The 19711-nt window shown below is 51.5% G+C and carries 18 protein-coding genes; 13 read left to right on the top strand and 5 right to left on the bottom strand.

The features are described from left to right. Nucleotides 1-125: 125 nt before the first annotated feature. From hfq to EBAPG3_RS04240, 8 genes are all read left to right on the top strand, one after another. A complete protein-coding gene (gene hfq, locus EBAPG3_RS04280) occupies nucleotides 126-371 on the top strand; it encodes an RNA chaperone Hfq (RefSeq protein ID WP_004174866.1) in 246 nt (81 codons plus the stop codon). Further along, a complete protein-coding gene (hflX, locus tag EBAPG3_RS04275; protein WP_004174864.1) occupies nucleotides 364-1554 on the top strand; it encodes a GTPase HflX in 1191 nt (396 codons plus the stop codon). The genes hfq and hflX overlap by 8 nt, the downstream gene beginning before the upstream one ends. Nucleotides 1555-1658: 104 nt before the next feature. After that, a complete protein-coding gene (gene hflK, locus EBAPG3_RS04270; RefSeq protein ID WP_004174862.1) occupies nucleotides 1659-2852 on the top strand; it encodes an FtsH protease activity modulator HflK in 1194 nt (397 codons plus the stop codon). A gap of 18 nt (nucleotides 2853-2870) precedes the next feature. Then, nucleotides 2871-3731 (top strand): protease modulator HflC, encoded by an 861-nt coding sequence (hflC, locus tag EBAPG3_RS04265; protein ID WP_040851273.1) that lies wholly within the window; start codon nucleotides 2871-2873, stop codon nucleotides 3729-3731. 192 nt (nucleotides 3732-3923) lie between these two features. Then, nucleotides 3924-4109: a DUF2065 domain-containing protein gene (locus EBAPG3_RS04260; RefSeq protein WP_004174859.1), complete on the top strand. Its 186-nt coding sequence runs from the start codon at nucleotides 3924-3926 to the stop codon at nucleotides 4107-4109. Between the two features lie 144 nt (nucleotides 4110-4253). After that, nucleotides 4254-5423 carry an ATP phosphoribosyltransferase regulatory subunit gene (locus tag EBAPG3_RS04255; protein ID WP_004174857.1) on the top strand — a complete coding sequence of 390 codons (1170 nt, stop codon included), beginning with the start codon at nucleotides 4254-4256 and terminating at the stop codon, nucleotides 5421-5423. A gap of 100 nt (nucleotides 5424-5523) precedes the next feature. Further along, complete coding sequence (locus EBAPG3_RS04250; RefSeq protein WP_004174855.1) at nucleotides 5524-6831, top strand: adenylosuccinate synthase; 1308 nt, start codon at nucleotides 5524-5526, stop codon at nucleotides 6829-6831. A 232-nt stretch (nucleotides 6832-7063) separates the two neighbouring features. Next, a complete protein-coding gene (locus EBAPG3_RS04240; RefSeq protein WP_040851211.1) occupies nucleotides 7064-7492 on the top strand; it encodes a GNAT family N-acetyltransferase in 429 nt (142 codons plus the stop codon). 99 nt (nucleotides 7493-7591) lie between these two features. On the opposite strand, the gene EBAPG3_RS04235 is transcribed toward EBAPG3_RS04240, so the two are convergent. Both EBAPG3_RS04235 and EBAPG3_RS04230 read right to left on the bottom strand, forming a co-directional pair. After that, nucleotides 7592-9019, bottom strand: coding sequence for a porin (locus tag EBAPG3_RS04235; RefSeq protein WP_004174850.1), 1428 nt, complete (start codon nucleotides 9017-9019; stop codon nucleotides 7592-7594). Nucleotides 9020-9593: 574 nt separating this feature from the next. Next, complete coding sequence (locus EBAPG3_RS04230; RefSeq protein WP_004174846.1) at nucleotides 9594-10223, bottom strand: helix-turn-helix transcriptional regulator; 630 nt, start codon at nucleotides 10221-10223, stop codon at nucleotides 9594-9596. Nucleotides 10224-10409: 186 nt separating this feature from the next. On the opposite strand from EBAPG3_RS04230, the gene EBAPG3_RS04225 reads away from it, so the two are divergent. Then, a complete protein-coding gene (locus EBAPG3_RS04225) occupies nucleotides 10410-10799 on the top strand; it encodes a hypothetical protein (protein WP_040851209.1) in 390 nt (129 codons plus the stop codon). A 73-nt stretch (nucleotides 10800-10872) separates the two neighbouring features. Here the strand turns inward: EBAPG3_RS04225 and EBAPG3_RS04220 are convergent, their stop codons facing one another. The 3 genes from EBAPG3_RS04220 to ilvA form a co-directional block, all read right to left on the bottom strand. After that, complete coding sequence (locus EBAPG3_RS04220; RefSeq protein ID WP_004174844.1) at nucleotides 10873-12201, bottom strand: porin; 1329 nt, start codon at nucleotides 12199-12201, stop codon at nucleotides 10873-10875. A 183-nt stretch (nucleotides 12202-12384) separates the two neighbouring features. Continuing rightward, a complete protein-coding gene (locus tag EBAPG3_RS04215) occupies nucleotides 12385-13707 on the bottom strand; it encodes a porin (RefSeq protein ID WP_004174843.1) in 1323 nt (440 codons plus the stop codon). Between the two features lie 64 nt (nucleotides 13708-13771). Then, complete coding sequence (ilvA, locus tag EBAPG3_RS04210; protein ID WP_004174842.1) at nucleotides 13772-15283, bottom strand: threonine ammonia-lyase, biosynthetic; 1512 nt, start codon at nucleotides 15281-15283, stop codon at nucleotides 13772-13774. Nucleotides 15284-15562: 279 nt separating this feature from the next. On the opposite strand from ilvA, the gene rpiA reads away from it, so the two are divergent. The 4 genes from rpiA (at nucleotide 15563) to corA (ending at nucleotide 19672) form a co-directional block, all read left to right on the top strand. Beyond that, nucleotides 15563-16222 carry a ribose-5-phosphate isomerase RpiA gene (rpiA, locus tag EBAPG3_RS04205; protein ID WP_004174840.1) on the top strand — a complete coding sequence of 220 codons (660 nt, stop codon included), beginning with the start codon at nucleotides 15563-15565 and terminating at the stop codon, nucleotides 16220-16222. Between the two features lie 81 nt (nucleotides 16223-16303). Continuing rightward, nucleotides 16304-17011, top strand: coding sequence for a phosphate signaling complex protein PhoU (gene phoU / locus EBAPG3_RS04200; RefSeq protein ID WP_004174839.1), 708 nt, complete (start codon nucleotides 16304-16306; stop codon nucleotides 17009-17011). Nucleotides 17012-17042: 31 nt separating this feature from the next. Beyond that, a complete protein-coding gene (ppx, locus tag EBAPG3_RS04195) occupies nucleotides 17043-18587 on the top strand; it encodes an exopolyphosphatase (protein ID WP_051048901.1) in 1545 nt (514 codons plus the stop codon). Nucleotides 18588-18601: 14 nt separating this feature from the next. Beyond that, nucleotides 18602-19672: a magnesium/cobalt transporter CorA gene (corA, locus tag EBAPG3_RS04190; protein WP_004174833.1), complete on the top strand. Its 1071-nt coding sequence runs from the start codon at nucleotides 18602-18604 to the stop codon at nucleotides 19670-19672. The last annotated feature ends 39 nt before the right edge of the window (nucleotides 19673-19711 follow it).

Raw genomic sequence — 19711 nt, 5'->3', positions numbered from 1 at the left:
TTTTGACCGCCGGGCTGGTTCGATTTATTGAATGCCCGTTGCTTTACCTTTCGACCAGGAATATGGATTTACTCCTGAAAATCAAGTAGAGTTACTTTTTGAATAATTAAAATATGGAGTCCCCCATGAGCGCAAAAGGGCAATTGTTACAAGACCCATTTCTGAATACATTGCGGAAGGAACATATTCCAGTGTCGATTTATCTGGTAAACGGTATCAAGCTACAAGGTCATATTGATTCGTTTGACCAGTATGTCGTGTTGCTGAAAAATACCGTCACGCAGATGGTATACAAGCACGCAATCTCCACCGTTGTCCCCGCCAGGGCAGTTTCCATTCCATTTGAGGCACCCGCTATACCTGATGCTTGATCGTCCTGCGGGTAATACATCCGGGGCTAACGCCGCCGTGCTGGTTAGCCTTGATTTTAACGATTGCGATTACGCCGAGAATCTCGAGGAACTGCGGCAATTGGCCACGAGTGATGCGCTTGCAATTTGCGCAGTGATCAAGGGAGGGCGCTCCCGGCCTGATTCCGCCACATTTGCGGGCAGCGGCAAGGTTGACGAGATTAAGGCGGCATTGGAGCAAACCGGGGCATCACTGGTAATTTTCAATCACGATCTATCTCCGGCCCAGCAACGCAATCTGGAGCGGCACCTTGGATGTCGTGTGATCGATCGCACCAGCCTGATTTTAGACATATTTGCCCAGCGCGCCAAAAGCCATGAGGGCAAATTGCAAGTGGAACTGGCACAACTTGAGCATCTTGCCACTCGCCTCGTACGCGGGTGGACGCACCTTGAACGGCAAAAGGGTGGCATCGGCTTACGCGGCCCCGGCGAAACCCAACTGGAAACGGACCGGCGCCTGCTCGGCAAGCGGGTTAAACTGCTGAAGGAAAAACTCGCCAGATTCCAGCACCAGCGGAAGCTACAGCGCCGTTCAAGGCAGCGCACTCGGATGCTGTCGGTTTCCATTGTCGGCTATACCAACGCTGGCAAATCCACTTTGTTCAATCGGCTCACCCGTGCGCATTCCTATGTCGCCGATCAATTATTCGCTACCCTGGATGCTACCACTCGCAAGTTGTTTATCCCGGATCATGGCTCGCTTGTGATTTCGGACACGGTAGGCTTCATTCGCGACTTGCCACATACGCTCGTTGCCGCATTCCGCGCCACGCTGGAGGAAACGGCGCAGGCCGATATATTGCTTCATGTAGTGGATGCGGGTAGCCCCAATCGGGATGCGCAGATTGCCGAGGTGAACAAAGTGCTAAAGGAAATCGGTGCAGATTCGATTCCGCAGATACTGGTGCTAAACAAGATAGATCTGATGAGTTTATCGGCTGGCACGGCGGGGTACGGGCGCGATGAGTGTGGTAGAATCGTACAAATTCGATTGAGCGCAAAAACCGGCGAGGGGCTGGAATTTATTAAACTGGCACTGTCGGAAGCAATACAACGGCGCATTTTACAGCAGCGTGAAGACTCATCAGAAATCGGAAACTTAATTAGCGGATATGCCGCGCTTAACTACTCTACCGAGTAGACGCGGGCAACCGATCTGTACCTCCGCGAAGACGGAATTCAGGTCTTTTTTACCAATGCGGCTTTGATGGTTGTATCTATATTAAACAGAACATAGGAATCATCATGGGATTAAATGATCCTCAGTGGGGAAGAAAAAAAGGTAATTCCGGTCCGCCTGATCTGGATCAATTGTGGCGCAATTTTAATAAAAAGCTCAATAATCTTTTTAAACGCAAAGGTGGCGCCGGTAGCGGGCAGGGGGGTGGCGAGGGACCTGGGAGCGGCACGCCGAGACGGTATGGCGGAAGCATTGGGTTGCTGATCGGACTACTTTTACTGCTGTGGATAGCCAGCGGATTCTATATTATCAATGAAGGCCAGCGCGGTCTTGTTCTTCGCTTCGGAAAGTATGTGGAAACCACCCAGGCGGGCTTGCGCTGGCATTTGCCATATCCGGTTGAAATTGTGGAGACAGTCAACGTCAGCCAGGTTCGTACGGTGGAAATCGGCTATCGCAATAATGTAAGAAGCAAAGTGTTGAAGGAATCACTGATGCTGACTGACGATGAAAATATCATTGATATTCAGTTTGCCGTGCAATACATCCTTAAAAACCCCGAGGAATTTCTGTTCAACAATCGCGAACCGGAAAATGCGGTGCTGCAGGCCGCTGAAACCGCCATTCGTGAAATTATCGGCAAGAGCAAGATGGATTTCGTGTTATACGAAGGTCGCGAGCAGGTAGCTGCGAAGGCGACCCAGTTGATGCAAGGAATTCTCGACCGCTACAAAATAGGGATTGCCATCAGCAAGGTCACCATGCAGAACGCGCAGCCGCCGGAACAGGTCCAGGCCGCATTCGACGATGCCGTTAAGGCAGGCCAGGATAGAGAGCGGCAGAAAAATGAAGGCCAGGCCTATGCTAACGACGTTATTCCGAAAGCCAAGGGTAACGCCGCCCGTCTGCTGGAAGAGGCTGAAGGATATAAGCAACGGGTAATTGCCAGTTCCGAGGGTGATGCCAGCCGCTTTAAACAAGTTCTTGTCGAATACAACAAGGCGCCCGGTGTAACCCGGGATCGTCTCTACCTGGACATGATGCAGCAAGTACTTTCCAGTACGAGCAAAATTCTTGTAGATCAGAAAAATGGCAATAATTTACTTTATCTGCCGCTGGATAAACTGATCCAAATGAGTGGACCTTCATCACCCACTACTTTAGCACCCGATGTGATGCCTGCGGCGCCGCCGGAGGCCCTCCCCGACGCTGCTCGTACGCGTGAGGCATTTCGCGGTCGTGAACGGGAGACAAGATAAGTGAAAAACTATACCTCAATGATATTAGGCGCCGTTGTCGCGCTGTTTCTTCTTGCCAGTTCATCACTGTATATCGTCGATCAGCGCCAGCAGGCGATCCTGTTTCAACTGGGCGAGGTAGTTGACGTTAAAACTTCCCCGGGTCTTTATTTCAAAATCCCTCTGGCGCAGAACGTACGTTATTTTGATTCTCGTATCCTGACCATGGATACGGCCGAACCGGAACGTTTCATAACGTCGGAGAAAAAGAATGTGCTGGTGGATTTATTCGTGAAGTGGCGTATCGTCGATGTCAAGCAGTACTATGTGAGCGTTCGCGGGGACGAAATGCTGGCGCAAACCCGCCTGTCACAAACGGTAAATTCCAGCTTGCGCGACGAATTCGGTAATCGCACGGTGCACGATGTCGTTTCCGGAGAACGCGACAAGATTATGGAAATCATGCGTCAGAAAGCGGATGCCGATGCCCGTAAGATCGGGGTGGAAGTCGTGGATGTGCGCCTGAAGCGGGTAGACTTACCGCAGGAAGTAAGCGAGTCGGTCTATCGCCGTATGGAAGCGGAACGGAAACGTGTGGCGAATGAGTTGCGCTCGACCGGCGCAGCCGAGTCGGAGAAGATTCGCGCCGACGCCGACCGTCAACGCGAAGTTATTCTTGCGGAAGCTTATCGACAAGCCCAGGATGTAAAGGGTGCGGGTGATGCCAAGGCTTCTGCAATTTACGCCGAGGCTTTCCAGCCGAATCCGGAATTCTATGCTTTTTACCGTAGCCTGGAAGCGTACAAACAGAGTTTCAAGAACAAGGGGGATATGATGGTTCTGGAGCCCAATTCGGAATTTTTCAAGTATTTGAAAAATTCGGGCCGCAGCCCCAGATAGCGTACGGGGGTAATCATTCCACAATTCCGGTTTTTGGGCAGCCTGCCGCTGTCTTCCGATGTTCATGACAGATTTGTTGGACAGTAAACTACCACATGCTATTGCGCTATTGCCGCTTTCCTGTTTGCAGGCGGCGAAAGAGCTCCGATAGTGTTGTGAATTTATCGAAGTGCCTACTGGGATTGTGGCGACATGTGGGACACTTTGTTGCTCGCATTCGCACTGATGCTGGTGATAGAAGGGATTCTCCCTTTCCTGATACCAAGTGTCTGGCGCGAGACATTCAGGAAACTGATCGAAGCTGGCGACGGCCAGATACGCTTCATCGGTCTCACCTCCATGCTGGCAGGGCTGCTACTGCTTTATTTCGTAAACTAGAAGACCTGCCTCGAAAACGAAGGAATGACTGGACAAAAATGGATTCTGGCGATTCGTCCTGCATGCTTGCGTTAAATCAGATAGACAGTCAAATCTCCTGCGCTATCACACTTACTTCTATTCAGACGTAGCTGAATCATTAACATGCATAAGTGGATTCTTCCCGAATACGTCGAGGATATCCTGCCAGCCGAAGCGCTGCGCATCGAGATGATGCGCCGGCGCATTATCGACTGGCTCCTGGTGCATGGCTATGAACTGGTAGGTCCGCCTATGTTGGAATACGTGGAATCCTTGCTCTCGGGCAGCGGTGGCGACATGGATCTACGCATGTTCAAGGTCGTGGATCAATTAAGTGGCCGCATGATGGGGCTGCGCGCTGACATGACGCCCCAAACTGCGCGTATCGACGCCCATCTGCTGAACCGCAAGGGAATTACCCGCTTGTGTTACGCGGGAAGTGTGCTGCATGCCCTGCCGTCAGGATTGACCCGGACCCGTGAGCCACTCCAAATCGGTGCGGAACTTTATGGCCATAAGGGGCTGGAAAGCGATCTTGAAGTACAGCGACTCATGTTGCAAACGCTGGCGATTGCAGGTGTGGGGGATATTCATCTTGATCTCGGGCATGTTGCCGTGTTTCGTGGCCTGATCAAGGGTGCGGGAATTCCTGTCGAACTGGAGACGGAGTTGTTTGGTGTGCTGCAGGCCAAGGATATTTGTGGATTGAAGGAACTCTGCACCGGGTTGGGTAAGCATGTGGATGCGCAAGTGCGGCGGGCGTTGTTGCTGTTGCCGGAACTATATGGTGGCGACAAGATACTGGCACTCGCGCGTAAATCCCTGCCGGATTACCCCGACATCCGATGCGCGCTTGACGGGCTGGAAGCAGTGGCGTCCCAACTCAAGCCCGTGGTGAATACGCTGGCATTTGATCTGGCGGATTTGCGTGGCTATTACTATCATAGCGGGATGGTATTCGCCGCTTATACCGGTAATTGCCCCAATGCAATCGCGCTGGGCGGACGTTATGATGAGATCGGCAAGGCATTTGGAAGAGCGCGGCCAGCCACGGGCTTTAGTATGGACTTGCGGGAATTGGCTGGCTTGGTGCAGCCGGATCTCTATCCCAAGGGAGTCCTGGCACCCTATACCCAGGATAACAAGGCGCTGGAAGAGAAAATCGGGCAGCTTCGCGGTGAAGGACAGATAGTCGTGGTCGAATTACCCGGACATGAGAATGGCCAGGGTGCATTTAACTGTGACAGGAAACTGGTGTTGCAGGATCAGAACTGGATCGTAACCGGCATCTGACTATAACTCGAAGCATGTTGATTTGAGAAATACCTGTTCGGAGAACCCTGATTATCGGGCCATCTGGACTCAACAGTAAGCTAATTTAGAAATTTACAACATGACAAAAAATGTGGTCGTCATTGGAACCCAATGGGGTGATGAGGGCAAAGGCAAGGTAGTAGACTGGCTTACCGATCACGCCCAGGGTGTGGTTCGTTTCCAGGGGGGGCATAATGCCGGGCACACGCTGGTTATTGCGGGTAAGCAAACGGTCCTGCATTTAATCCCTTCCGGAATATTGCGTGACAATGTTGCCTGCTATATAGGTAACGGGGTAGTTGTGTCTCCGCAGGCATTGCTGAATGAAGTCAATATGCTTGAGCAGGCGGGAATCGACGTGCAGGGAAGACTCCGCATAAGTGAAGCGTGTCCGCTTATTCTGCCGTGTCACGTGGCGCTTGATAGCGCCCGCGAGGCGGCCAGGGGGACGGGTAAAATCGGCACCACCGGCCGCGGTATCGGGCCGGCCTACGAGGATAAGGTGGCACGGCGCGCAGTGCGCCTGCAGGACTTGTTTCACCGAGACCGCTTCGCCGCCAAGCTGGGGGAGATGCTGGATTATCATAACTTCGTGCTGAAGAATTACTTTCATGCGCCGATAGTGGATTTTCAGCAAACCGTGGATGACACGCTGGTCTTGGCCGAGCGCATCAAACCGATGATGGCGGATGTGCCGCGACTTTTGTTCGAAGCCAACAAGGCCGGCGAGAGCCTGCTGTTCGAGGGAGCGCAGGGAACATTGCTTGATGTGGATCACGGTACTTACCCTTTTGTGACGTCGAGTAATTGTATCGCTGGCGCGGCAACGACCGGGAGCGGCATTGGCCCGCAGATGCTGCATTACGTACTGGGTATCACCAAGGCGTACACCACGCGGGTTGGTGCCGGACCCTTTCCTACGGAATTGGACGACGATGTGGGGAAGTATCTGGCTAAACGTGGCAAGGAGTTTGGTGCGACCACCGGGCGCCCGCGCCGTTGCGGCTGGTTCGATGCTGCCGCGTTAAAGCGCTCCATCCAGATCAATGGCGTATCCGGGCTATGTGTTACCAAACTGGACGTACTGGATGGCGTGGAGACACTACGCCTCGGGGTGGGTTACAAGGTGATTGGCAATGGCGAGGGCGAAAAGTTCAGCAGTATCCTGCCAGTGGGTGCGGACGACCTCGCCTACTGCGAACCGGTCTATGAGGAGATGCCGGGATGGAAAGAGAGTACCGTGGGAATAAAAAATTCTGAACGGCTGCCCAAGGCGGCGCGAAACTACCTGAAACGCATGGAAGAGGTATGCGCCGTTCCAATAGACATGATATCCACCGGCCCGGATAGGGAGGAAACGATTGTGCTTCGGCACCCATTTGAATAATGGGTGTGATTTTTGGTTGGGCGGTTGGCCGCTCGTTTGCGGGTTTGGCGATGGCACGCCGATTCAAGGTTATCATGGCTCATATCGCATCCAGTCCTTATACCACGATAGACACCTTCTATAACAGTCGCCTGCATGCCGCGCCGGCATGCGTTGTGCTGTCATGGCTCCCATCGCCTTTAGCTCCGTTTCATGGCGGAACGGTATTGAATGATCTTACAAAGCGATTTGGATGAATGTCTACACAATACGCATAGCAAGTTGGCAAGATGATGGCGTGGCCCTGCGCAGGGTGCGCGAAACGGTATTTATTCTTGAACAGCAGGTCCCTGTGGAATTGGAATGGGATGAATTCGACATGATGAGCCTGCATTTACTCGCCATGGATCCAGCCGGGAATGCTATTGCGACGGCCCGCCTGTTGCCAAATGGCGTTATTGGACGCATGGCCGTGCTTAAGGAGTGGCGAGGTAGAGGCGTGGGCAGTGCACTGTTGCTGCGAGTGCTGGAAGAGGCGGGGAAAAGACAAATCCAACAGGTAACTTTGAATGCACAGCTACGTGCCGTCGGATTTTATGTCAAATTCGGCTTCCGAGTGGCGGAGAAAGAATTCATGGATGCGGGAATCCCCCACATAAAAATGAATTTTTGGTTATCGTAGTTTGACAACTGGATAGCGTTGCTACATTTCTCCCGGAGATACCGCTGACTGCTTTTTGCCGAAGGCTGCTGCCCGAACCGATACACAACCCGATCGGTATTAGAACGGCACCATGAAATCCAGTGATAACACGACCTGGTCCTTATGCCCGCCGAAGGGCCGGTAGTCTACGTTATGCAAGCCATCGGCCGCATCATACCGGACGTTGGGACGAACGTTGAATTGCTTCATCGCCTTCCAGTCCATCTTCAGCGTTTTTGCCGCCTTCCAGTTCATACCCACGGTAACCGCATAATAATCGGCGGGAGCACTGGTGGAATTGCCGAACCGGCCCGATCCCAGCGCATAACTAAGTCCTTGGTTGTTGGTGGCGGCACTGACGCGGCCAGGGGAAAAGACACGGAAACCGTCCCTGTCGCGAAACCACTCGGCACGGACACCGATCGATAGATCAGGCGTGATATCGTAATACGTATGCGTATTGATACCATACCACTCGGCATTCTGGATGACGCCATTCAACAATACCCCCCCCGCATAACCATGGTCGTGTTGCAATACGAAATTCATGTTGGGGGTAATTCGGTGTTTCAGCACAATGCTGTACATCCCCCATGGCTCGTTGCTTCGTGTGGATGTCTCCGCGTAAGTCCCGCTGATATTGGCTGAACTCCCCATATCATCACTGGTCCAGGTGATGCCGGCCAGACCGCCCCAGTTACCCAACTGCTTATCAAAACCGCCATCCCACCCGCCGGTGGCGCTGCCGGTAGTCGTGCCTCCCATAAACATCCAGTTCTTGTTGATGTAGTAGTTACCCAACGCACCGGTATGCGTAAAGGGCTCGCCATACTGCATGGTATAGGCATGGGAGTAGAAGAAATTATTGGGAGCGGGAACCGACTCATAACCGATTGGTGTGTAAAAATGGCCGACCTTGACGTTCAGGCCGTTACCGACCGGCACATAGACTTCTGCATAAGCCTGCGGGACCGCGATTCCGTAGTAGCGGGTCGAAGCACAGCACAAATCAAGATCCCAGTTACTTCTGGCCAGGGGTTGGCCGGAATTCACATCAAATGCGGGAACACCATAGGCCTGGGTAAAAATGGCGTCCGTGCCAAACATGATATCGAAGCGTCCTCCAAAATCCCAGGAACTACCTTGCGCCACAACGGCCCGTTCTAAAAATATATTGAACTGATTCAACTGAAATCGATTGGCCTGATCACCGAAAGTGACCGTGCCATTGAATCCGTCAATATGGCTCGGATTGAAGGTTGCTCCGCCATTGATCCATCCGCCCACCCTTATGCCGCTTTTTTTAAAGAACTCCACTACGGAATTGGATACGGATGCGGTATCCGTTGCAGTACCAGCCGCAATATTGGCTGCAGCCGCATTATTGGCAGCGGTGTAAGCGGTGGTGGGATCAGCATGAGCTACGGGAAAATGCATGGCCATTGCTAACAAGCTGCCTATAAAGGCAACCCGCATCTGGACTTTGCGTTCTGGCAGGCATGTCATGTTGGATCTCCCGGTAGAAACACTACAGTTAGAATTGGTATTGTTCCCGAAACGTAACACGAGATATGTTAAGTTATTGTGATAATTATGTGAATAATTTGTTAAGTTCAGGGATCTGCTATGACGAAAATAAAAATGGACATATGCATGGAGAAATTACTCACCAATTCATGACTATCGTCGTGTTTATCTGGATTAGTTTGTACATATAGCGTTAATAGCTATTTTTCAAAATTTATTATCCCGGTAGTGAGACGATGAAACACCCTTTCATGAAAGGTGATCGACTCTCATTCGATCACCTTTTTTCTTTTTTTATATTGTGTGGGGAAATTATTCTTCAGTCGCAGTATAAAATATCGCGAGAAAAAGGGAGCGAAGATTCAATTCCAATAGCCGGGTGTATCTGAAGAATTGAAGTGAAGAAGTGACTGGGCGAGAACGGATTTTGGGGATGCTTTTACCGATCTCCTAAAAGCTGCGAGGATACACGCCTCTGCCTGGGCCGGTGCAGTTGCACGAAATTCCACATGATAGGAATCGCCCCTTTGGGAAGAAAACTTATTCGAACAGATTACTCCACGTTGGATGTAAGCTTGAACCTGCACACGCTTCCGCCACGCGCCATGCATTCATGCTGCTCAACCTTGCTGTCGGTAAAGGTTTCCATCAAACCCCTATCCAGATGGCAAATCTCGAGATCCTTTTTAGCCATGGTGTGAAATACGCAGTTATCGGCCTCGATTATCGCCTCATCCCCGGATACCGTCGCATTCCTCGCGTTATATCCCAGCTGATCCATTACCTCGGTGAGCTTCTCCACCTTCTCCCTGTGCGTAGTCAAATGGGGATACTGGCTGCGTATCTGCTGCGCGACGTTCGCACCAATCTCATTCATGCGCTTGCCCATGTTTTCCACGCCTTCTTCGCGCCGAACCGATGCCACCACTAATTGCGCAAGCCAGGAATATTGACGCGGAGACATCTCATTGGCAAGCTCGGTCAAAACATAAAGCTTCTGAGGCCGCCCTCCCCCGGAAGGACGCGTCGCTCCGAGCGCCACCAATCCCGCCGCTTCCAGTGAAGCAATATGCTGCCGCACGGCATTTCGCGTAATCTCAAGTCCTTTTGAAAGCTCATGCACACTCAGACCTGGTTTGTTGCTTCGCAGCAACTTAAGCAATTGTTTCTGCCGTTCACCCATATTCGATGTCTTGAATTTTTAATAATTAATGTTGATTGATAACACAATACAACATAAACATCAACATAATACAATCTTAGAGAACTTATAACATGAAAAACTTGCAAAAGTGCCATTTGCACACTATAGTGCGCTCTAATAACAATCCATCATGGGTAGATGGTTCAGGTTTAAAGGAAAGCCGTTATGAAACCAGCGACATTTTTCGCAGTCTTGCCTCTCGCGGTATTAGCCGCCTGCGCTCAGATGATCCCTCATGAGGCAGTTCAGAATGCAAATATCCGTAAGGCTGTGCAGAATGCCAGAACGCGTAGCGATCATGACGAGCTGACGAGGTATTTTGAAGGTGCCGCGAAGCAAATGCGGACAAAGGCTGAGGAACAAAAGAAATTACTGGATCATTACGAGGAAAAAAGTTATCTCTATGGCCGGCAGGCCCAGGACTTAAAATCGCATACTTGGGCGCTCGCACGCAAATACGAGGAAACCGCGGAAGCTTACATCAAGGAAGCGGCTGCTCACCGCCAAATGGCAGCGGAAGCGGTACAACATAACTACGCCGCGCGTAATGAATAATCAACTGGAAGCGCGCTCTCAAATAATGAGAAACCGTAGCCCCATCCCATCCAGACGCCGGATTCAGGTTGAATCAGAAAGGAATGGTCGCGTCCAGAGAGAACAGGAATTGATCCCTTCTGCCATCAAAAGGGCGATAGGATTGAGCAATACCATCTGCCCTGTCATAACGAATATTGGGACGAATATTCAATTTTTGCATCGGCCTCCAGTCAACTTTAAGTCTTTTTGCCGGCTTCCAATTCATGCCCAGGGTGACTGCGTAATAATTGGCGGGGGCCGCGGTGGGAGCAAAAGCGCCCGCAAAACTGGAGCCGGTGTGATTGGTGGCGGCAACCACCCTGAATGGCGAGGGGACACGAAAACCATCTCTGTCGTGGAACCATTCTCCACGCACCCCTATGGACAGATCCTCCAGAAGATCATAATACAAATGCGTGTTGATGCCATACCATTCGGCATTCTTGGGTGATCCATTCAATAAAACGCCCCCGGCATAACCGTGCGTATGATGCAGAACAAAGTGCGTTCTGGTGGTGATCCTGTGCTGCAGCACGACGCTGTAGATGCCCCAGGGCTGGTTGCTTCGTGTGGAAGTCTCGCTGTAGGTGCCCGTGACATTAACCGAGCTTCTCATATCATCGCTGGTCCAGGTAATACCGCCTAGCCCCCCCCAGTTGCCCAATTGTCTGTTAAAACTCCCATCCCATCCACCGGTCGCGCTGCCGGTGGTGGCGCCACCCATCAGCGACCAATTCTTATTGATCGGGTAGTTGCCCATGAAACCGGTATGGGTAAAAGGTTCTCCATTATTAAAAGTATAGGCGTGGGTATAAAAGAAATTGTCGGGCGCCGGGACGGTTTCATACCCCGTTGGCGAGTAAAAATGACCTACCTTTACGTTCAGGCCGTTACCCACCGGAATGTAGGCTTCCATATAAGCCTGCGGCAGCGCGATGCCGTAGGTGCGAGTCGAAGAACAGCACAGATCCAGATCCCAATTTCCCCGGTTTAATGGCTGCCCGGAATTTACATCAAAAGTAGGGATGCCGAAAGCCTGGGTATAAATGGCATCGGTACCAAACATGAAATCAAAGCGGCCGCCGATATCGAACGATTTACCCTCGGTCAACACGGTACGCTGTATGAATATATTAAACTGATTCAGTTGAAAACGATTCGCCCGGTCAGCGAAAGTGACGGGGCCATTGTAGCCATTGCCTGGAAAATTTGGATTGAAGGTCGCTCCGGCGTTGATCCAGCCGCCCACCTTTATACCGCTGTCTTTAAAGAAGTTTACTACATTATTGGCATAAGCGCTGCTGGAGCCCATAACGATGGGTAACAGGCTCCCTGCAATGGCAAATATTATCCGGCTTCTGCATTTGGGCCGACATTTCATTTGTGAATTTCCTTAGTTCCCTAGACATAAGGACCTGATAAAAAATAGCAATCATTATTATTTTCAGGTGCGATATTACACAGCACCTATCCACCACCACTTTTCTCAAACATAAAAAAACACATCTGTTGCATAAACCACCCCTCCACCGGCAACGCTCGCCCTGATCATGACCTGCCAAAACTAAAAAGGAATCGTAGCATCCAGTGAGAACAGGAACTGATCCTTCCTGCCATCAAAAGGACGGAATGCTACATCAATACCATCCGCTCTGTCATAACGGATGTTCGGACGAATATTTAATTTCTGCATCGATTTCCAGTCCACTTTCAGTCTCTTTGCGGGCTTCCAGTTCATACCCAGGGTGACCGCGTAATAGTCGGCCGGCGCGCTGATAAATGGAATGTTGCCCGCATAACTGACGCCCTTGTTATTCGTAGCGGAAAGTATCCGGTAGGGCGAAAAAACACGCCAGCCATCCCTATCATTGAATCGCTCAGCACGAATACCAATGGACAGATCCTTGAGGAGGTCATAGGTCAGGTGCGTGTTGATGCTATACCACTCGGTATTCTTGATTCTGTCACCCAAAAAAATCTTGCCTGCCCAGCCATGAGTATGATGCAGAACGAAGTGAGTTTTAGGCGTGATCCGATGCTGCAGCACGGTGCTATACATAATCCAGGGTTCCCTCGTGGCTGTTTCTCCGTAAGTGCCGCCCACCGTGACCGAGGTTCTTTTATCGTCGCTGGTCCAGATGATGCCAGCCAAACCGCCCCAGTTGTCCAGCTGCTTATCGAAACCGCCATCCCATCCACCCGTAGCGCTGCCGGTGGTCGCGGCAGCCAGAACGGATAAATTTGCATTGACTGTATAGTTACCCATCAAACCGGTATGGGTAAATGGCTCTCCGCTGTTCAAAATGTAGGCACGCGTATAGAAAAAGTTGTCGGGAGCGGGAACCGTCTCATAACCGAGTGGCGTGTAAAAATGCCCGGCCTTGACATTAAGACCGTTACCAATCGGCACGTAAGCCTCTAAATAGGCCTGCGGAAGTGCAATGCCATAAGTGCGGGTCGACTTACAGCACAAATTGAGATCCCAGTTGCCCCTATTTGAAGGTTCCCCGGTATTCTCATCGAATGCCGAAATGCCGAAAGCCTGGGCATAAATGGCGTCTGTGCCAAACAGGAAATCAAAACGGCCCCCAATATCCCAAGTGGTGCCTTCCGACGGGACGGCGCGCTGTATAAACAAATTTAACTGGTTCAACTGGAACCGGTTGGCCCGGTCAGCGAAAGTAACGGCGCCATTGAAACCATCGGATGGATTATTCGCATTGTAAGTCCCGCCACCGTTGATCCAGCCGCCGAATTCCATGCCGCTATCCTTCAAGGTGCTCTTTAAATTGTTCGCATGCACATTATTCAATGTCAGGATAGTCAGCAGCAGGATGCCGGCAATAGCAGATATCGCCTTGTTTCCGTGTTCTGATGTGTGATCCATTTGTATGATTTTTTCTCTTCAAATGAAAATCTATAGAAACCTTACATATGATTCGAGTTTGCCCCTATGCCAGAAACAATTTATACGCCGGATTACTGCTTTCATCCCAGTAGTGATTTTCCATCCGCTTGAGAAATTCCTTGAACTCGGCTTTCTCTTCGGGGGGCACTTCCATACCCACCAGTACCCGGCCGTAGTCGGCGCCATGGTTGCGATAGTGGAACAGACTGATATTCCAGCGGTGACCCATGCTGTTCAGAAATTTCATCAGCGCTCCGGGTCGATCGGGAAATTCAAAACGATAGAGACGTTCATTCTTTACATCACGGGCACGCCCTCCCACGAGGTGGCGTATATGAAGCTTTGCCATTTCATTATCGGTTAAATCCTCGGTGCGCAGGCCGCTTCTCTCCAAGCTCCTGATCAGCTTTGCTGCTTCATCGCGGTTGCGTACCGACACTGCAACAAATACGTGCGCTTCTTTTGGGTCAGCATAACGGTAGTTAAATTCGGTAATGCTTTTTGTCCCCAGCATGGCGCAAAATTTCCTGAAACTGCCAGGCTGCTCGGGAATGGTAACCGCCATCACTGCTTCCCGCTGTTCGCCCAACTCCGCCCGCTCGGAAATATGACGCAACCGATCGAAATTCATATTCGCACCAGAGGCAATCGCAATCAGATTTTTATCGCGAATATTCTCTCGCTTGGCATAAAGCTTGGCACCGGCGATCGAAAGCGCCCCCGATGGCTCCAGAACAGTGCGAGTGTCCTCGAATACGTCCTTGATCGCAGCACAAATGGCATCGGTATCCACCAGGATGATTTCATCCACCAGTTCACGACACAAGCGGAAGGTTTCCACTCCCACTTGCTTCACAGCCACACCATCCGCGAATAGCCCCACCTGGGCAAGTTTGATTCGACGCCCCGCGCGCAGCGACCTGTACATGGAATCCGCATCGACAGGCTCGACGCCGATAATTTTGATTTCCGGATGCAGTCTTTTCACGTAGGCTGCAATCCCGGAAATAAGACCGCCGCCGCCTATCGGTACAAATATCGAGTGGATAGGGCCGGTGCGCTGACGCAGGATCTCCATTCCAACGGTACCTTGCCCCGCGATCACATCAGGATCGTCGTAGGGGTGCACAAAAGTCGCATGTTTCTCCGCCGCAAACTTCAATGCGTGAGCATAGGCCTCATCATAGGAATCGCCATGGGTTATCACGATCGCGCCACGCGCCTCTACCGCCTGCATTTTGATTTGTGGCGTGGTAACAGGCATCACAATGGTTGCACGGCAATGAAGCCGTTGCGCCGCGAGCGCCACCCCCTGCGCATGATTGCCGGCAGAAGCTGTCACCACGCCCCGCTTGAGCATCGTGGGTGAAAGCTTGACCATTTTATTGTAAGCTCCGCGCAACTTGAATGAAAATACCTGTTGCATATCCTCGCGCTTCAGGAATAACTGGTTGTGAATGCGTGCAGATAAATTGGACGCCAGCTCCAATGGAGTTTCCGCCGCCACATCATAAACCTGGGCCGTGAGAATTCTTTCGAGATAATCGTTTTTCATCGCTGCGTATGTCCGCGAGTCGGAAATGACGAATTTTAGCACGCCGGGGGCCGGCCTAGCAGCCTGTCCAACTTGAAGAATCGAGGCAAAAAGGTAATTGGGTGAGAACGGATTCTGAGGGCTTTATTCTTGCCAGCCGGGAAAGCAGCAAGCCACAAACCAGACAGGCGCCTTGCAGGCGATTTTTCTTAAGTCCGGCGGATTGCCATCCCGCCACATTGTTATAATGGCTGGATAGGATTATCCTGATAAAACTTATTTCCATTAACAAAATACATCATGACGCAAGATGAACAGAAACGCGCCGCGGCGCAAGCCGCTATTCAGCACATTCCCGCTGGTTGTGTGGTTGGAGTAGGTACCGGCTCCACCGCAAATTATTTCATAGATGAGCTGTCTAATATCAAGCACAAGATCGAGGGCGCGGTGGCAAGCTCCGAAGCAACGGCCCAGCGCCTCAGGGGACACGGTATTGAGGTTATCGATTTGAATAGTATTGATGCACTCACGGTATACGTAGACGGCACAGACGAAATTACCGAGCATCTGGCCATGATAAAGGGGGGGGGCGGCGCGTTGACACGCGAGAAAATCGTCGCCGCTGTGGCGAAAAAATTTATCTGTATCGCGGATCAGAGCAAACTCGTGCAAGTGCTCGGCAAATTTCCGCTCCCGGTGGAAGTGATTCCCATGGCCCGTAGCTATGTGGCACGCGAGATCACGCGGCTGGGAGGGGAACCATCACTGCGTCAGGGATTTATCACGGACAACGGCAATATAATCCTTGATGTGCATGGTTTACGAATTCTGAACCCGGTTGAACTGGAGACAGCGCTTAATCAGATAACGGGGATAGTGACCAACGGTCTTTTCGCGAAGCGCGGCGCCGATGTGCTGCTACTGGGCACCGACACCGGCATCCGGACGATTGCTGTCTGACCGGATGTAATACGGAAAGCAACAAAATTGTCATAACTTGCGAGTATCATCTTTTGTCTCTTCTAACCAGCGGGATACGCAATGGCAAGCAGCGAACACACATCCAAGCAGTTTGACACCGATCTTGAAGCGGTGCGCACACGTGTGCTGCATATGGGTGGATTTGTGGAAGAACAGATTGAAAAAGCCATTGAGGCGCTTACCAGCGGTAATGAAAACCTGATCGAAAATATTATTGCCGATGACCATCGGGTGAACGCGATGGAAGTGTCAATAGACGAAATTTGCAGCCAGATCATCGCGCGCCGCCAACCTGCCGCCGGCGATTTACGCATGATTATGACGGTCATCAAAACCATTACCGATCTGGAACGCATCGGCGACGAAGCGGAAAAGATTGCGCGCATGGCCAAACTGATTTACGAAGCTGATCGCATGCATATGCCCCGGTTCGTCGAGATCAGGCATGTCGCCAATATCGCAATGGAAATGCTGCATAAGTCCCTGGATGCATTCGCCCGCCTGGATCTGGCAGCGGCCGCTCGCGTCGTGCGCCAGGATGAAAAGGTCGATGAAGAATTCCGCTCCATTATGCGTCAACTTATCACCTTCATGATGGAAGATCCGCGCAAAATTTCCACCGCGCTGGAAATCCTGTTTGTAGCGAAAGCAATTGAACGTATTGGCGATCACGCCAAGAATATGGCGGAATATGTTATCTACATGGTCAAGGGCAAGGATGTGCGGCATGTGTCGGTTGAAGAGATCGAGCGTGAAGTCAGAGAGTAAATCTGGCTGGTAACGACGGAATCGGAAAGTCATGCTCGAATATTCCACCCTCGCGGCAGTAGACCTTGGCTCAAACAGCTTTCGTTTGCAGGTAGCACGGGTGGTAGGCAAACAGATTTATCCGCTGGACAGCTTACGTGAAATGGTGCGGCTTGCCGCCGGCCTGACTGCCGACAAGCGGCTCGACGAGGATTCGCAAGCGCGCGCATTGGATTGCTTGAAACGCTTTGGTGAACGTCTGCGTGGTTTTCCGCCACACTCCGTTCGAGCAGTCGGAACAAATACGCTAAGAGTCGCGAAGAATGCACCGGCCTTTCTAAAAAAGGCAGAGGCCGCCATTGGCTTCCCCATCGAAGTTATCGCGGGGCGCGAGGAAGCACGGCTCATTTACCTGGGCGTGGCGCACAGTCTGCCCGCCTCCACCAGCAATCGTCTGGTCATGGATATCGGCGGTGGCTCCACCGAATTTATCATCGGCAGACGGCTGAAACCCGTTAAACTGGAAAGCCTCTATATGGGCTGTGTCAGTTACAGCCTGCTTTTTTTCCCGGATGGCAAGATCACCAAAGGCGCGATGAAGCGAGCTGAACTCGCCGCGCGAAGCGAAGTACAGGCTATCGCCGCCGAATTCTCCAGTGCCCATTGGCAGGATGCATTCGGCTCGTCCGGTACCGCGCGCGCACTGGGTGAAATAATAGAACTGAACAATCTCGATGAGGGCGGTAGTGATGGCGATATCACCCCGGAAGGACTAGACAATTTTCGCGACTATCTGCTCAGGGCTGGCGATATTAAAAAGCTGGAAATTTCTGGATTGCGCACTGACCGGGCGCCTGTCATTCCTGGCGGATTCGCGATCATGTCCGCCGCATTCGCCGAGTTAGGCATCCACCGCATGTCACAGGCTATGGGAGCATTGCGCCAGGGCGTACTCTACGATTTGCTGGGACGCTTCCATAATCAGGACATGCGCGAAATGACGGTGAGGCAATTCATGCAACGCTACCGGGTGGATTCCGCTCAGGCGGGGCGAGTGGAATCGTCGGCGCTACTGCTGGGAAAACAATTACTGTCGGATTTCCCTGATGAAATGGAAGAAATGCTGCAAAGCCTGTCATGGGCGGCAAGGCTGCATGAAGTCGGCATTTCAGTGGCCCATTCCGGCTATCACAAACACTCTGCATACATTCTCGGTAACGCGGATATGCCCGGCTTCTCAAGGATGGAGCAAGGGCGCCTGAGTGTGCTTGCGCTTGCTCATCGGGGCATTATCGGTAAAGCACGAGGAGCCGTTACCGAACCGCTGGATTTTGCCCTGCTGTTCGCGCTGCGCCTGGCAACATTGTTTCACCGCAGCCGCTGTGATATCGAGCTGCCCCAACTCGAAGTGCGTATGGACAATACGGAATTCGAACTGATTATCGAACAGGATTGGCTGCAACGCAACCCCTTGACCGATACCGCGCTATCCGCCGAAGTCGAAGAGTGGGCGACTCTTGGTTTCGATTTCCGTATCAAGGAGCGGCTGGACGGAAACATGGGTTGTAAAACAATCAGAAGTACGATCAGTGTATAGTCCGGATAAGGCCGATGGCGTCCCATTCAAAAAAAAGATCCACTAAGGCAGGATTGCCGCCAGGCACACTGGTGCATATTGGTAAAAAGAAAAATGTCACTCCCCGCATCATTTTGCTGGACTATGACGATAATGGTGTGCGCGAATCAGAAATAACCGTCGCGGATCTGGCTGACGGAACGAGGTTTGCGCATGGCATCAAATGGATCAGCGTTCATGGATTGGGTGATACCCACATGATGGAGCAAATCGGTGCCTGCTTTGACCTCCATCCATTGGTACTGGAAGACATATTCAATACTGAACAACGCTCCAAGCTGGAAGATTACGGCAATTACCTCTACGTGGTACTGAAAACCTTTAGTTATGAATACAACGAAACGGGAGAAAGGATAGATTCGGATCAGATCAGCCTGGTGCTGGGAAAAAATTTTGTACTCTCGTTTCTTGAAGCGGACAGCACTCAATTCGGATCAGTGCGCGAGCGATTACATGCCGGTAAAGGCCAGATCAGGAAGTTGGGTGCAGATTTCCTGATGTACAGCTTGATTGATTCCATTGTTGACAGCTACTTCGTCATCCTTGAGCAGCTCGATGAGAAAACTGAAGCGCTGGAGACAGAGCTGGTAGCCCGCCCTCAACCCAGTACCCTGCATTCAATTTACCGCCTGAAGCGTGAAGGGGTTTTTCTACGCAAATCGCTGTGGCCGCTACGTGAAGTGATCAGCTCATTGCAACGCGGGGATTCGCCTTTGTTCACCCGCAATACATTACTTTATCTGCGGGATGTATACGATCACATCATTCACATTATCGAATCGGTCGAGTCCCTGCGCGACCTGACAGCCGGCATGCTCGACATCTACGTGTCCAGCGTAAGCTACCGCATCAGCATAGTGATGAAAGTCCTTACTGTTATCACAACCATATTCATGCCGCTGACATTGATTGCGGGAATCTACGGCATGAACTTTAAACACTTGCCGGGACTGGACTCGGAGTTGGGATTTTTCGTGGTGCTGGGAATCATGGCCACAATCAGCGTGGGAATGCTGGCTCTGTTTCGTTGGAAGAAATGGTTATAGGAAAACCGGAAGGCGTAAAATTTGGGCCTCCGTGGAACA

Source organism: Nitrosospira lacus, assembly GCF_000355765.4.
Classification (GTDB): Bacteria; Pseudomonadota; Gammaproteobacteria; order Burkholderiales; family Nitrosomonadaceae; genus Nitrosospira; species Nitrosospira lacus.
Note: the sequence above shows the minus strand (reverse complement) of the source record. Positions and strands in the feature narration are given on the sequence as shown.